The sequence below is a fragment of the Paenibacillus sp. FSL H8-0122 genome, from assembly GCF_038005345.1.
Lineage (GTDB): Bacteria > Bacillota > Bacilli > Paenibacillales > Paenibacillaceae > Paenibacillus_AQ.
Genome location: NZ_JBBOTB010000001.1, coordinates 4,014,683 through 4,028,969, shown reverse-complemented (window position 1 = coordinate 4,028,969; position 14,287 = coordinate 4,014,683). Strand labels below are relative to the sequence as shown.

Here is a 14,287-nt window from a genome sequence, read left to right as displayed (position 1 = left end):
ATCCTTTTACAGGTGCTTAGCGGCGGTGCCCTTTGCTGCTTACACAGATTACACAGGGAGGCATAACTCATGAAATTCAGAAAACTGTTGTCGCTCAAACAATGGTCTCATATATTCCGCAGCTCCTGGCATTATATCGTTTCGCCTAATGTGGCTATGGCCGACAAGCTGCTGTTCACTATTCCGGCGCTGCTGTACTGGGTGCTGCCCGACTTCATGCCGTTTATACCGATTGACGATATAGGCGTAACGATGCTGCTGATGGGCTGGTTCGTTACACGGATGGACCGTAAATACGCGGCGCTGCACAGCGGAAGATGACATTTTAGCGACGATTGCACCTTTAAGTGTGGATGTCCATCTCCTAATGGTTGCTTTATCCTCCCATATTCCTTAAAATGAATTATTGAGTATTTAAAATATAGAGGCTTGGGAGATGGAATCGAATGAACGTCAAAATTACCCGCAACGCGGCTAAAGTGATAAAGAAAACCATGGAACTTGAAGGCAACAGCGAGCTTAAGCTTCGTGTAGCGATTACACATGCCCATGGCGACCATGCCCACTACGGACTGGATCTGGACACGCCTAAGGAGAACGATGTAGTGGTATCCACCGATAAGGATATCGATGTCATTCTTGATCCGAACCAGCCGCTGCTGGACGGGGTGAAGATTGATTATCTCTACTTGCCTGAAGAAGGCTTTGTGATTACTAATCCGTCTAAAGGAAATCATGGCGATCACTAGTTGATCCGCCCGTATTTTACGGACATAAAGAAGGGTTGCTTCATGGCTAACGATATAAGATTATGTGACGAGTGCAATCATATTAAAATGAAAAGCATCGTGCCCAAGCTGCTAAAGATGGCACCGGATTCTGAGATCAAGACAGGCTGCATCTCCTACTGCGGACCGTGCGGCAAACGCCCGTTTGTCTACATCAACGGCCGCTACATCAGCGGACCGACGGAAGACGAGGTGCTGGCCAAGGCGGAAGCCTTCGTCAAACGGCCGGTGGAGAAGAAGTAATTCAGATCTGCTGCGCCAGCAGCATCGTACAGCCCCTGCGTTATTTGCGGGGCTGTTTTGGTGTGCGCGGGTGTAGTCGGAAAACCGAACACAATAGGCGGGTGAGAGGGTGCGTGGGGTGGATGTATGCCGAAAACAACATACAATGTGCATCTGCGGGGGTGGACGGAGCAAATGTATGTGGAAAACAACATACAATGTGCAGCTTCGGGGGTGAGAGGAGCAAATGTATGTGGAAAACAATATACAATGTGCAGCTTCGGGGGTGAGCGGGGCAATGTATGCCAAAAACAACATACAATTTGCATCTACAAGGTGAGCGGAGGGAATTGCAACTCTATATTACTACCTTTATATTGCATTCGTTGCCCAAAAGTGGGACACTAATTCTAGGTACAAATTAACGCGGCAAAGTATGCCCCGCTCCCTTCCATTCAGAAGGAGGCGGGGTTTTATGCGTTCTGAGATTAAATTCGATGCTAAGTGGGGGGACTGAAATGGGCTTTGCTGGAGAGCATGATCAATGGTTAAGCAATCATCTCAAACGAAGAAAGGGGGAGCGGCTAGATGCGCTTAAGCGGGGGCATGGCTACGGGAACCGCTTATTCGTCGAAAGTGTATGGTGGCCGCTTGCCGGACATTTTCACGGACTGCATCCGGAATACGAAGTAAAGGACTGGCGCGGCAGATCCTATTTTGTCGATTTACTATGGAAGGTTGGATCTTCGCGCATTGCGTTTGAGATTATGGATTTTGGGTCGCATGGCACGGACCGTAGCAAATACCGGATGGACCTGAATCGGGGTCTCTTCCTGCAATCACAAGATTGCGTGGTGCTCTACATCTCTCTAGACGAGATGAAAGATAATCCATCTTTCATCCTTTCCGCACTACGGAACCTTTTGTTTCCTTATTTGTCGGCTGGAACTACAAATCGGAGTACAGAAAAAGCTTATTCCAGAATTGAACGAGAGTTAATGCGATTAGCTATCCGTTACAATCGTGTTCTTCGTCCGGGGAATGCTGCGAGAGAGCTTGAACTGCAAACCGCGACAGTCATTAAGTACAGTCGCATGTTGGTGGATAAAGGTAAATTTCGCCCTGTAGCTCGAGGAGTATCGCAACGGATTACTCACTATGAGTATGTAGGTTCGCTGCAAAGCCCAGATTTGGTTTAAGGTCTGATTCCACCCGCAAATGTATGCCGAAAACAACATACAATGTGCAACTGCGGGGGTAAGCGGGGCAAATGTATGTGGAAAACAACATACAAAGTGCAGCTGCGGGGACGAGTGGGGCAAATGTATGTGGAAAACAACATACAATGTGCAACTGCGGGGGTGAGCGGGGCGAATGTATGTGGAAAACAACATACAATTTGCAATGCGAGGGTGAGCGGGGCAAATGTATGCGGAAAACAACATACAATGTGTAGGTATGAGGGTGAGCGGAGCAACTGTGTTCGAAATTGATGCAGCATCAGCAGCTTATTGAGAACAAAAAGCCTTAAGTCCATAGCACAGAGTGCTTCATGTGACTTAAGGCGCTTTAGTGATTAAGGCTTATTAGGGATAGTTACTTAACTGCAAAACTGCTTACCCCTCGCCGCTCGTCCTATTTCCGTGGAGGCAGCGGCCCCAGGTATTGATAGTATTGGCATTCGATCCGGCCGTTGTAGAGCTTGCGGCGCTTGTCCGCCTTGCGTCCGTAGTATTGCTCGAACTCCTTGTACGGGCTGATGGCGAAAAAGGACCAGGTTGGCAGATAGAGCATCATCTCGCCGAACTGGCGGGTCAGCTTCTCCACTTCCTTGTCATTGCTGATCCGCTCGCCGTAAGGGGGGTTGGTGATGATGCAGCCGTATTCGCCTTCCGGCCGGGCCTTCGCAGCGGCCATATGCTTGAACGTGATCTCACCGGAGAGTCCGGCGCTCTTCGCCGCCGCCTCGGCGATCTCAATTGCTGCCGGATCGATATCCGTTCCGGTCAGCTGCAGCGGGTAATCGTCACGCACCGCATCGAAGGCTTCCTCGCGGGCTTCCTCCCACAGACGCTGCGGAATCTCCGGCCAGTGCTCGGACGGGAAGGAGCGGCGCAGGCCTGGCGCGATATTCCAGGCGATCATCGCAGCCTCGATCAGAATCGTGCCTGATCCGCAGCAAGGATCATAGAGCGGACGATGGCCGTTCCAGCGGCTGAGCTGGATCAGAGCCGCAGCCATCGTCTCCTTCAGAGGCGCTTCCGTAGCCTGGCGGCGGTAGCCTCGCTTGTGCAGGGCCGGGCCGGTGGTATCCAGGGTGATCAGCGCGATATCATTCAGCAGGATCACTTCTACCACATACCGGGGGCCGTTCTCCGGGAACCATTCGGTGTGGTACGACAGCTTCAGCTTCTCGACAATGGCCTTCTTCACAATCCCTTGGCAGGCAGGTACGCTGGTCAGCTGAGATTTATGCGAACGTCCCTCTACCGGGAATTCGCCGTTCTCGGGAATCCAGTCCTCCCAATTTATCGCCTTTACTCCTTCGAACAGCTCATCGAAGGTCCGGGCCGGGAACTGGCCCATCTTAACCAGTACACGGTCCGAGGTACGCAGCCACAGATTACAGCGGCAGATGTCGATGTAATCCCCGCAGAACAGGACCCGTCCATTCTCGACCGTGGTCTCATAACCCAGCTCGTTTAATTCGCGTGCTACTACAGCCTCCAGCCCCATGGGGGCGGTGGCGATCAATTGTAATTTGCCCAAGTGCGCTCAACTCCGTTTAACTTGTGGATAAATACGTATAGCCAGTACAATAAGAGTAACTGGTTTGTTAGCTGAACCTGCAGAACGTTCAGCTTACAGTATAGGGTAAGGAAGAGTTCTGCACAATGCCTGTCCGCAGGCACACACACCCATTCAAGAGGAGAATACATATGCAGAATCAGGAAGAGTACAGCGAACAGCTATATACAGAAGACGAATTATTGCTCCAAGTCAAAGCAGCCATCGCAGCCAAAGGCATGCCGGAGGTGTCCATTGCCCCGGGCTACGGCAGACTGCTGACGATGCTGGTGACCCTCTCCCGCTCGGCAAACCTGCTGGAGATCGGGGCGCTTGGCGGCTACAGCGGAATCTGTCTGTGCCGGGGACTCACGCAGGAAGGCCGTCTCACCTCTTTGGAGCTTAAGGCTGAATATGCAGAGCTGGCACAGAGCCATCTGCAGCAGGCGGGCCTCGGAGACCGGGTGGAATACCGGACGGGCCCTGCACTGGACAGCCTGAAGCTGCTCGAAGCACAGGGAAACAGGTATGATTTCTTCTTCATCGATGCCGATAAGGAGAACTATCCGAATTATCTGGAATATGCGATCCGGCTTGCTTCACCGGGGGCGATTATTGCCGGGGATAATATTTTTCTGCGCGGCCGCACGCTTAATACGGAGAAGAACGGACCGGCCGTCCAGGCTATGCGCCGCTTCAATGAGATGATCGCGGGCGATCCCCGCCTGACCAGCACACTGCTGCCTGCCTATGACGGCCTGGCGCTGGCGATGGTGAAATAGCCTGGACAGCATCGCCTATACCGTTCATGCCAATCATACCGCTCGTACCGCACACACCAGTTATACCGCCCATAAGAGAAGCAGCCTGTTAACGGAATAGCCGGGGTTCAGTCTTCTTGTACAGCTTGATCCGCACCCAGACCGTATTGATCAGCAGGAATGCACCGGAGACAATGAACAGGCCTTCAATCCCGATATAACCGGACAGGAATCCGCCGATCACCGCACCGAGCATATTGCCGAGCGCGAGCGTACTGCTGTTGAAGCCAAACGCCCGGCTCTCCTTGCCGTCAGGCGTATAGGAGCGGATCAGGGCGTTGACGCTAGGCAGCAGGCCGCCCATGAAGACGCCCATCAGGAAGCGGACGAGAATCAGCTGCCAGACACTGGTCACGAACGCCTGCGGGATCAGGAACAGAGCAGCGCCGATCAGCGCAAAGGTCAGTATCCGGTGCGCTCCCACCTTGTCGCTGAGCTTGCCGAGCAGCGGCGAAGCGAGCATATTCGAGATGCCGGTGACTGCGCTGACCATACCTGCCCAGAAGGCAAGGTCCACGGTGGTGCCGTGCAGCTTCTCTACATAGAGCGGCAGCAGCGACATGGGGCTGACCATGGCGAACTGCAGCAGGAAGGTCACGCCGAACAGGGCGGGAAGCTGCGGCACCTTCGCCAGTTCCTTTAAGCCTTCCAGCACGGATACCTGAGGCACCTGTGCTGCTTCTGCCCGGTCGAATTTCTCTTTGACGAGGAATAACGCCAGCAATGAAGCAACGAACAGCAGCGCGCCGACCACATAGAAGATCGGACGGAACCCGATCCAGTCGGCCAGTAAGCCGCCCATCAGCGGCCCCAGAATCGTTCCGGCTACCGCGCCGGATTGCATCAGGCCCATCGCGAAGCCCATCTTCGGTTTCGGTGTGGTGCCTGAGACCAGCGCGACAGAGGCGGGGTTGAAGCCGGAGATGGTTCCGTTCAGCAGCCGGAGCAGCAGCAGCTGCATCGGGGACTGGGCGAAGCCCATCAGCACAATAACAATCGCCATGCCGAAGCTAGAGCGCAGGAGCATAATTTTGCGTCCGTATTTGTCGGCAAGCTTGCCCCAGAGCGGCTGGAAGATGAACGAGGTCAAGAAGTTGGCGGCAAAAATAAGCCCGGCCCACATCCCGATCGCGCGGTCGCCGGTCACCCCCAGATCTTTGGCGAGATAAAGTGACAGAAACGGGGTAATCATAGTCATGCCTGCATTCACCAGAAACTGGCCGAACCAAAGCACCATGAGGTTGACTTTCCAGGTCTCCCAATTCTTCAAAGTGCTTTCACTTCCTTTCAGGGGATTCATTGATACAGAGTTCACGAAAAATTGACATTATATCAGTATATCATAGATTTTCAGCCGGACAATGCAACACATGTCATAGTAATGTCATGGGATTGTCATTCCCTTTCGGGTGAGGCGGTTGTTAGCCGCTTACAAAAGGGGCATAATAATGATATGTGTTTTTTCACAGTATTCTATCAAATCTAATGGAGATCTTATCATGACCTACAACGACACTTTTATCCGTGCCTGCAGACAGCAGAACACGGAGTACACCCCCGTATGGTACATGCGGCAGGCCGGCCGGTATGATCCCGACTACCGTACGATCAAGGAGAAATATTCGCTGCTTGAGATCTGCAAGCAGCCTGAGCTTGCGGCTGAGGTAACTCTGATGCCTGTGCGCAAGCTGGGCGTGGACGCAGCGATTCTGTATTCCGACATCATGAATCCGGTGGCCTCCCTCGGTGTGGATTTTGACATTGTGAAGAACATCGGGCCGGTTATCGAGAATCCGATCCGCTCTGCAAGCGATGTGGAGCGGCTGAAGCCGATCGATGTGGAGGGCGATCTGGGCCATATTCTGGAGACCATCGCCATACTGGACAAGGAGCTGGACGTTCCGCTGATCACCTTCGCCGGAGCTCCGTTCACCATCGCCAGTTATCTCATCGAAGGCAGACCGTCCAAGACGTATCACCGCACCAAGGAGCTGATGTTCAGCCAGCCTCAGGTATGGGAGAAGCTGATGGAGAAGCTGGGCGATATGGTTATTACCTATCTGCGCGCCCATGTCGCCAGCGGCGGGAAGGCGTTTCAGCTGTTCGACAGCTGGGTCGGGGCGCTGGCTCCGCGTGATTTCGAGCAGTATGTGCTGCCGACGATCACCCGGATTTTTGCCGAATTGTCCGATCTGGAGGTTCCGAAAATCTACTTCCCGGGTGTCAGCTCAGGGGAGCTGCTCCCCAGCTTGACCAAGCTGCAGGCCGATGTGATCGGACTGGACTGGCGGGTCAGCATCACCGAAGGACGGCGCAGACTGGGCGGAGGCTATGCGGTTCAAGGCAATCTGGATCCATACCTGCTGACCGCGCCGATGGATATGCTCAAAGCCCGGGCCAAGGAACTGATTGATGAAGGCATCATGCAGCCGGGGTATATTTTTAACCTGGGACATGGATTATTCCCTGAAGCTTCACTCGATACGCTCAAGGAATTAACGGATTATGTGCATGAGTATTCAGCAGCGGCAATGAAACAGGCGGCACCGCCGCTGGCATAGTTGAAGAAATAGCATCTGATGGCAGCAGCCTTTGCTGCTCTCTTTGCTGTATAGGACGTTAATTATTGTAAAAGGGGATGGAATCCGTGGCCAACAAAATTGGAGTACTCGTGATGTCGTACGGCACGCCTGAGAGTCTTGAGGATGTAGAGGCTTATTATACGCATATCCGCCGGGGGAACGCTCCTTCAGCTGAGCAGCTCAAAGAGCTGACTGACCGCTATAAGGCGATTGTCGGCGGGGTTTTTCCGCTTAGGGATAATACGGACCGTCAGGTGGAAGCCTTGCAGGCCAAGCTGAACAGCGGGCAGATCCAGTATGTCTGCTACCAGGGTCTCAAGCATGCCAGACCGTTCATCGAGGATGGTGTCGAGGCTATGGTCCGGGACGGTATTACCCAGGCGATTGGCATCGTGCTGGCTCCGCATTACTCTGTGATGAGTGTAGGAACCTATATCAAGCGCGCCAAGGAAAAAGCCGAAGCCTGCGGTATTCATATGGAGTTCGTAGAGAGCTACCATATGCATCCCGAGCTGATCGATGTGCTTAGCCGGAGAGTGACTGCCAAGCTGGACGAGTTCGAAGAGACCGGCGCGTCGCGCGAGGAAGTGCGCGTGCTGTTCAGTGCACATAGTCTTCCTGAACGTATTCTGGCGATGGGCGATCCGTACCGTGACCAACTGCTGGAGACCTCTCAGGCGATTGCCGCACAGGCAGGCGTAGAATCCTGGCAGTTCACCTGGCAGAGTGCGGGCCGGACGGCGGAGCCTTGGCTGGGCCCGGATATTCTCGATACGCTGCGTGAGCTGGCCGAGAGCCAGGTGAAATACGTGCTGTCAGCCCCGATCGGCTTCGTCTCCGACCATTTGGAGGTGCTGTACGATCTGGATATTGAAGCACAGCAGCTTGCCTCCGAGCTGGATATGCGTCTCTTGCGGATTGACTCGCTGAACAGTGATCCGGCCTATATGTCGGTGCTCAGCGATGTGGTGCGTACGAAGGCGAACCAGTTGAAGGTGAATCTGCCATGACGGCATCACCCCGCAAGGTAGTTATTATCGGCGGAGGCCTCAGCGGGCTCAGCGCCGCATTCTATATCCGCAAGTTCTACCGTGAAGCGGCAGTACAGCCGGAGATTACCTTAATCGAGAAGGACAAGGTCCTTGGCGGCAAAATCGAGACACTGCACCGTGACGGCTTCGTGATTGAGAAGGGCCCGGATTCCTTCCTGGCCCGTAAGACGGCGATGGTCGATCTGGCCAGGGAGCTGGAGCTGGACCACGAGCTGGTAAGCACGAATCCGAATGCCAAGAAGACCTACATCCTGCAGCGGGGCAAGCTTCATCCGATGCCTGCCGGTCTTGTGCTGGGCATTCCGACAGAGCTGAAGCCCTTCCTGAAGAGCGGTCTGGTCTCCTTCGGCGGCAAAATGCGGGCGATGATGGATTTGGTACTTCCGCCCCGCCGCAGTGCTGAGGATGAGTCGCTTGGCGATCTGATTGAGCGCCGTCTGGGTACAGAGGTGCTGGAGAATATGACGGAGCCGCTGCTGGCAGGGATCTATGCCGGGGATATGCGCAAGATCAGCCTTCAGGCGACCTTTCCGCAGTTCGGTGAGGTCGAGCGTCAGTACGGCAGCCTGATCCGGGGCATGACGACCGGCAGGAAGCCGGTGGAGACCCATACCGGGACGAAGAAAAGTGCTTTTCTCACCTTCCGGCAAGGATTGCAGAGTCTTGTGCATGCGCTCATCCATGATCTGCAGGATGTCCGGCAAATCACGGGGACAGGAGCGAAGTCCATCCGGGTGCTGGGAGGCGCCGGTTCTTCCGGCGCTGCCCGTTACGAGGTGGAGCTTGAGACAGGTGAGTTGCTGGAAGCAGACGACATCTATGTTACGGTGCAGAACTTCGCAGCCGCAGAGCTGCTGCGTCCCCATGTGGATGTATCGGCGCTGGATGCAGTGAACTATGTATCAGTAGCTAATGTGGTTCTGGCGTTCACCCGGCAAGATATCGTTACCGAATACGACGGATCAGGCTTCCTTGTTCCGCGTAAGGAAGGGCGGAACATCACAGCCTGCACCTGGACCTCTACGAAATGGCTGCATACCAGCCCTGACGATAAGGTGCTGCTGCGCTGCTACGTGGGACGCTCGGGGGATGAACAGAATGTGGAGCTGCCGGACGACGCGCTGGCAGAGCTGGTCCGCAAGGACCTGAAGGAGATTATGGGGATCACCGCAGCGCCGCTGTTCACAGAGATTACCCGGCTGAGGTCGTCTATGCCGCAGTATCCGGTCGGCCATCCCGGCCGGATTGCCGGCCTGCGCAGCGAGCTGGCACAGAAGCTGCCCGGCGTCTATGCCTTCGGCGCAGGCTATGACGGCATCGGAATGCCGGACTGCATCAAGCAGGCGAAGCTTACGGCAGAGACTGCCGCAGCCAGCCTCACGAAGCTGCCGGAGCCGGCGGGAGCTACAGTCTAAAAGGAACGGTGGAGCGGAGCAGTGGCGCTCCACCTTTTTTTAGAAAGATAAGAATTTATATGTGTTGGGGCCCCCGCAAAGTACCTGAGTCATCATCGAAGCTAAAGCCTCACTTTGTGGGGTGATTTAATAACAGCCTCCGTTCCCGGCTTGGAGCGGCAGCTGATAGATATGCTATAATAGAAACACTTTAAGGGTAAAGGAGATTACTTGGACTCATGTATCCGCCGAGATCAGGCAATAGACAAGGCAAGAGACAACATAGCAGGCGGCGGCGCAGAAGGATATGGGCGTGGGTCAATGTGGCGTTGCTGCTGATGATTACCGCTGCGCTCGCATATTCATTCATGGACGGCAAGGACCCGCAGGGCTCTGCTGCTCCGCCAGCGGCGCTCGTTACCCCCCCTTCGCCGGAAGCTGCTGCAACGGCGGCAGCCCCTACGGAAGCCGTCCCTGCAGAAGAAGACCCCGGGGCAGAGGCTACAGCCACTGCGGAGCCTGCTCCGGAGGAGACACCGGAGGCTTCTTCAGTGCCTGCGGAGACCACGGAAGCTTCGGCTACGCCTGCACCGTCACCAGCGGATCAGGCAACCCCTACGAATGCACCGCAGGCCACAACGGGAAGCGGCAGCGGGCTGGTCGCAGGCTTGCCGGAGAATACGTCCGGCGCGACGGTGAAGCTGAGCTTCGCCGGAGATATCATCTTCAGCGGGAAGGCAGGTGCGCTGCTGGAGCAGAAGGGCTACGATTATTCCTACAGCGCGCTGGATGGAATGTTCAAGAAGGATGACCTTACGGTAGTCAATCTGGAAACGCCGATTACTACACGCGGGGTTGGGGCCAAGAACAAGCAGTTTGTGTTCAAGGGCCCGCCGAAGGCACTCGACGCGCTCAAAGCCGCCGGTGTGGATGCCGTCAATCTGGCTAACAACCACACGCTGGATCAGGGGGAGGAAGGTCTGCTGGACACCCTGAAGCATCTGGGTGAGCGCGGAATCCCTCATGTGGGGGCAGGACGGAATAGCCAGGAGGCCTATTCGGCGCAGTATTTTGAACGTAATGGAATTAAGATTGCCCTGCTGGGCTTCACCCGGGTGATGCCGGTGATTGAATGGAAGGCGGAAGCGGGCAAGCCCGGCCTTGCCTCGGTGTATGACAGTGCGGAAGGTCTCAAGGCGATTGCCGCAGCCAAGCAAAAGGCCGATATTGTCGTTGTCGTCGTCCATTGGGGACGGGAGCGGATGGAGCAGTATGACAAGACCCAGCAGGCGCTTGGGCATAGCTTCATTGATGCCGGAGCCGATCTGGTGATGGGCGGCCATCCGCATGTGCTGCAGGGCATTGAGCCGTACAAAGGCAAATGGATTGCCTACAGCACAGGCAACTTTATTTTCACACGCGGCTCCATCCCGGCTACTTGGGAGACGGCGGTATTCCAGGCGGAATGCAGCAAGCAGGGGCAATGCGCTCTTAAGCTGAAGCCGATGGATGCCGAGCTGGCGCAGCCGGTGCCGATGAATGATGCCGACGGGCAGCTGCTGCTGCACAGAATACAGTCTATTTCTTCCGGCCTGATCAAGGTTCGCAATGACGGCACTGTGATCCAAGCGGTGAAATAGCCGGAGGTGCGTATAATGATGAACAATATGTGTGTAGCCCACCGCGGATTTTCCGGTAAGGCCCCCGAGAATACACTGGCCGCCGTGCGGATGGCGATTGCGCTGCCTTTTGTACGCTGGATAGAGATTGATGTGCAGCTGACGAAGGACGGGGTTCCCGTGGTCATCCATGACTATTCCCTGGACCGTACGACCAACGGACACGGCAAGGTGAAGAATATGGAGTACGAGCCGATGCGGCGGCTGGATGCGGGGAGCTGGAAAGGGCGTGCTTTTCGCGGAGAGCGGGTGCCTTCTCTGGAAGAGGTGCTTGCTCTGGCATCAGGCCGGCTGCGGCTGAATATTGAACTGAAGACGGTGGGGGATATGTATCCCGGTCTTGCGCAGGCAGTCATTGATCTGGTGAATGCCAGGGGAATGCGCGAGGAAGTGGTGCTGACCTCGTTCGATGCCGGTGTATTGCGGCGGATCAAGGAGCTGGACGCGCGGTTCCATACAGGGCTGATCTATGACTCCAGATCCGGTAATCCTGCGGGGAAGCTTGATGAGCTGGGCTGCTCTTTCTTATCCATCAGCTATGACCGGCTTAGCCCGGTTCTGGCCAAATCCCTGATTGAACGCGGGGTGCAGGTGATGGCCTGGACCTTGAATAAGGGCAAGGAAATGCGCCGCCTGTCGGAGATTCATTCCGATATTATGATCTGTACGAACCGTCCGGATATCTGGGGCGAACTCTTTTTGAAGGCCTAATAAGGATTGCAGCATTGCAGTATGAATTCCAATTCATAGAGGAAGAGAGCTGACGGAACAATGAGCAGTGCGATCAATAATGTATACTGTGTAGGACGCAACTATCAATTACATGCGGAGGAGCTGGGCAACAAGGTGCCTGCCGAGCCGCTGATCTTCCTGAAGCCGTCTCATGCTGCCGTGGCCCTGGACAAAGCGATCATCCATCTGCCCAAGGACGCCGGACTGATTCATTACGAGGGGGAGCTGGTGCTGCGCATTGCGCGTGATTACGTGCCGGGGATGAGCGTGCAGGAGCTGGTGGATGTGATGGCGCTGGGCCTCGACTTCACGCTCCGTGATGTGCATAATGATCTGCAGAAGAAGGGCCTGCCCTGGACGGCCGCCAAGGGCTTCAAGAATGCGGCTCCGCTGACCCCTTACATGGCATTGCCTGAGGAAGAGGAACTGGAGGCCACCGACTTCACCGTCCGCAAGAACGGAATTGAAGTTCAGCGCGGGAACGTGAAGAACATGATTTTCTCCCTGCAAAAAATCGTTGAATTCATTGCCGCCCGCTACGGGCTGGGCAAAGACGATATTATCTTCACCGGAACCCCCGCCGGAGTAGGTCCGGTAGTGGCGGGCGATTCGTTCGAGCTGTTCTGGGGTGCGCGCCTCATGGGCACCTGCCTGATCGGTTAAGGCGATGCTCTCAGGACTTGAAGTGCTGCAATGGCTGATCGGGGCCTGCGGTGCGCTGCTGGTTGCCGGGGCTGCCTACTGGAAGCAGTCGCTTAGCTTCTCAGGGATGGTGGCGGCAGTCGTCATGGGGACGATCTATTTCGGTGCGGGGAATCTGTTCTGGTTCGGTATCCTGCTCGTGTTCTTCATTTCCTCAACCCTGCTGTCGAAGCTGCATCATGAGAATAAGGCCGAGCTGGAGGCCACGTATGACAAAACCGGACGCCGCGACGCGGGTCAGGTCTTCGCCAACGGCGGACTCGGGATGCTGGCCGTTCTGCTGAACGCGGTCTATCCGCTGGAGCTCTGGGGCTTCCTGTTCATCGGGGTGATGGCTACCGTAACCTCGGATACATGGGCGACAGAGATCGGCACGCTGGCCCGGAAGCCTCCCCGGTCGGTGCTGACCGGGAAGGTGCTGCAGGCAGGCACCTCCGGCGGCGTATCCCTGCCCGGGACGCTGGCCGCGGCGGCGGGAGGGGCACTCATCGGCGCGGCCTCCTGGGTGCTGCGGGCGGCCTCCGGCATGACGCCCCATGCCTTCTGGCTGCTGATGCTGGCCGGACTGCTGGGCGGGCTCGCGGGAGCTTTTGCCGACTCCGTTCTGGGGGCTACTGTGCAACGGATGAATCGCTGCACAGTCTGCGGCCGCGAGGTCGAGGCCTCTATCCACTGCGGGAAGCCTACGGAATACGCCAGGGGCTGGCGCTGGATGGACAATGATACTGTAAATGCTGTAAGTTCTATAATAGGCGGTGCTGTAGCGCTGCTGGTCAGTTATATCAGTTACATAGGATAAGGACGGATCTGAGAGTTAAGCCGGCCGTTGCGTTATCCGGTAACATACAGGATTCTATGGGTTGGGAGGTGAACCGTTGAGCAGTGCATCCGTAGACAAACATGCAGCTATTCTGGATGCCGCTTATGAGCTTTTCGGTTCAGGCGGCTTTTATGAGACCAAGATGTCGGAAGTGGCCGAACGTGCAGGCATTGCCAAGGGTACGGTTTATTTATATTTTAAAAGCAAAGAGGAGCTCTTCATGGCGGTTACCCGCCGCGATTGTGAAGGCTTCCTTGAGCAGCTTGAGGGCAAGCTGAGGACCCGCTCCGCATTGACAGACAAGCTCTCCGTGATTGCAGAGCATCATCTGTTCTATTACTATGAGCGCAAGCAGCATACGAAGCTGTTCTTCCGTGCGCCTAACAATAACCCTGAGCTGGTGGCGTATATGGCACAGTTCATGGAAGCCTATATGCAGGCTGTGGTGAAGGTGCTGCTGGAAGGCGGGGCTACCGAGCCGGAGCTGATGGCGCAGTCGTACATCGGGATTCTGGACCGTCTGAAGATGGATATCCTGTTCGACCCTGAGTTTGCCGAGGCAGATGCGGATAAGCGGGCGAAGTTTGCGGCCAGGCTCTTTATCACTGGGGCACTGGGCAGCCTGGATTCGGCAATGGGCGACTTCCCTGCTGAAGCCGAATCTTAAGAGAGTACAGCCAATTCCGGTTTCAAAATATAAGGCAAGCG

15 protein-coding genes are annotated in these 14,287 nt (G+C 55.5%); 13 read left to right on the top strand and 2 right to left on the bottom strand.

Going from position 1 to position 14,287, the window contains the following annotated elements; all coding sequences use genetic code 11:
• Positions 1–69 precede the first annotated feature (69 nt).
• The 4 genes from NSS64_RS17545 (at position 70) to NSS64_RS17530 (ending at position 2,209) form a co-directional block, all read left to right on the top strand.
• Positions 70–321, top strand: coding sequence for a hypothetical protein (locus NSS64_RS17545; protein WP_340941951.1), 252 nt, complete (start codon positions 70–72; stop codon positions 319–321).
• Between the two features lie 125 nt (positions 322–446).
• Entirely contained in the window at positions 447–749 is a 303-nt protein-coding gene (locus tag NSS64_RS17540) for a HesB/IscA family protein (protein ID WP_036702251.1), read from the top strand.
• A 42-nt stretch (positions 750–791) separates the two neighbouring features.
• Positions 792–1,031 carry a DUF1450 domain-containing protein gene (locus NSS64_RS17535; RefSeq protein ID WP_341140958.1) on the top strand — a complete coding sequence of 80 codons (240 nt, stop codon included), beginning with the start codon at positions 792–794 and terminating at the stop codon, positions 1,029–1,031.
• A 497-nt stretch (positions 1,032–1,528) separates the two neighbouring features.
• Entirely contained in the window at positions 1,529–2,209 is a 681-nt protein-coding gene (locus tag NSS64_RS17530; RefSeq protein WP_341140957.1) for a hypothetical protein, read from the top strand.
• A gap of 436 nt (positions 2,210–2,645) precedes the next feature.
• On the opposite strand, the gene NSS64_RS17525 is transcribed toward NSS64_RS17530, so the two are convergent.
• Positions 2,646–3,779 (bottom strand): THUMP domain-containing class I SAM-dependent RNA methyltransferase, encoded by a 1,134-nt coding sequence (locus NSS64_RS17525; RefSeq protein WP_341140956.1) that lies wholly within the window; start codon positions 3,777–3,779, stop codon positions 2,646–2,648.
• Positions 3,780–3,949: 170 nt separating this feature from the next.
• Here NSS64_RS17525 and NSS64_RS17520 point away from each other — a divergent pair, with 170 nt between their 5' ends.
• Positions 3,950–4,579 carry an O-methyltransferase gene (locus NSS64_RS17520; protein WP_341140955.1) on the top strand — a complete coding sequence of 210 codons (630 nt, stop codon included), beginning with the start codon at positions 3,950–3,952 and terminating at the stop codon, positions 4,577–4,579.
• A gap of 88 nt (positions 4,580–4,667) precedes the next feature.
• Here NSS64_RS17520 and NSS64_RS17515 read toward each other — a convergent pair whose 3' ends face one another.
• Positions 4,668–5,888 (bottom strand): MFS transporter, encoded by a 1,221-nt coding sequence (locus NSS64_RS17515; RefSeq protein WP_036725253.1) that lies wholly within the window; start codon positions 5,886–5,888, stop codon positions 4,668–4,670.
• A 229-nt stretch (positions 5,889–6,117) separates the two neighbouring features.
• Between NSS64_RS17515 and hemE the strand changes: the two genes are divergently transcribed.
• From hemE to NSS64_RS17475, 8 genes are all read left to right on the top strand, one after another.
• A complete protein-coding gene (gene hemE, locus NSS64_RS17510; RefSeq protein WP_341140954.1) occupies positions 6,118–7,179 on the top strand; it encodes a uroporphyrinogen decarboxylase in 1,062 nt (353 codons plus the stop codon).
• Positions 7,180–7,265: 86 nt separating this feature from the next.
• Positions 7,266–8,210, top strand: a complete 945-nt coding sequence (gene hemH, locus NSS64_RS17505) for a ferrochelatase (RefSeq protein ID WP_341140953.1) — start codon at positions 7,266–7,268, stop codon at positions 8,208–8,210.
• Positions 8,207–9,667, top strand: a complete 1,461-nt coding sequence (gene hemG, locus NSS64_RS17500; RefSeq protein WP_341140952.1) for a protoporphyrinogen oxidase — start codon at positions 8,207–8,209, stop codon at positions 9,665–9,667. The genes hemH and hemG overlap by 4 nt, the downstream gene beginning before the upstream one ends.
• Before the next feature lie 218 nt (positions 9,668–9,885).
• Complete coding sequence (locus tag NSS64_RS17495) at positions 9,886–11,286, top strand: CapA family protein (RefSeq protein ID WP_341140951.1); 1,401 nt, start codon at positions 9,886–9,888, stop codon at positions 11,284–11,286.
• Between the two features lie 18 nt (positions 11,287–11,304).
• Positions 11,305–12,036 carry a glycerophosphodiester phosphodiesterase gene (locus tag NSS64_RS17490; protein ID WP_341142834.1) on the top strand — a complete coding sequence of 244 codons (732 nt, stop codon included), beginning with the start codon at positions 11,305–11,307 and terminating at the stop codon, positions 12,034–12,036.
• 60 nt (positions 12,037–12,096) lie between these two features.
• Positions 12,097–12,720 carry a fumarylacetoacetate hydrolase family protein gene (locus tag NSS64_RS17485; protein ID WP_341140950.1) on the top strand — a complete coding sequence of 208 codons (624 nt, stop codon included), beginning with the start codon at positions 12,097–12,099 and terminating at the stop codon, positions 12,718–12,720.
• 25 nt (positions 12,721–12,745) lie between these two features.
• Complete coding sequence (locus tag NSS64_RS17480; protein WP_341142833.1) at positions 12,746–13,558, top strand: DUF92 domain-containing protein; 813 nt, start codon at positions 12,746–12,748, stop codon at positions 13,556–13,558.
• A gap of 76 nt (positions 13,559–13,634) precedes the next feature.
• A complete protein-coding gene (locus NSS64_RS17475; RefSeq protein WP_340941940.1) occupies positions 13,635–14,246 on the top strand; it encodes a TetR/AcrR family transcriptional regulator in 612 nt (203 codons plus the stop codon).
• Positions 14,247–14,287 lie beyond the last annotated feature (41 nt).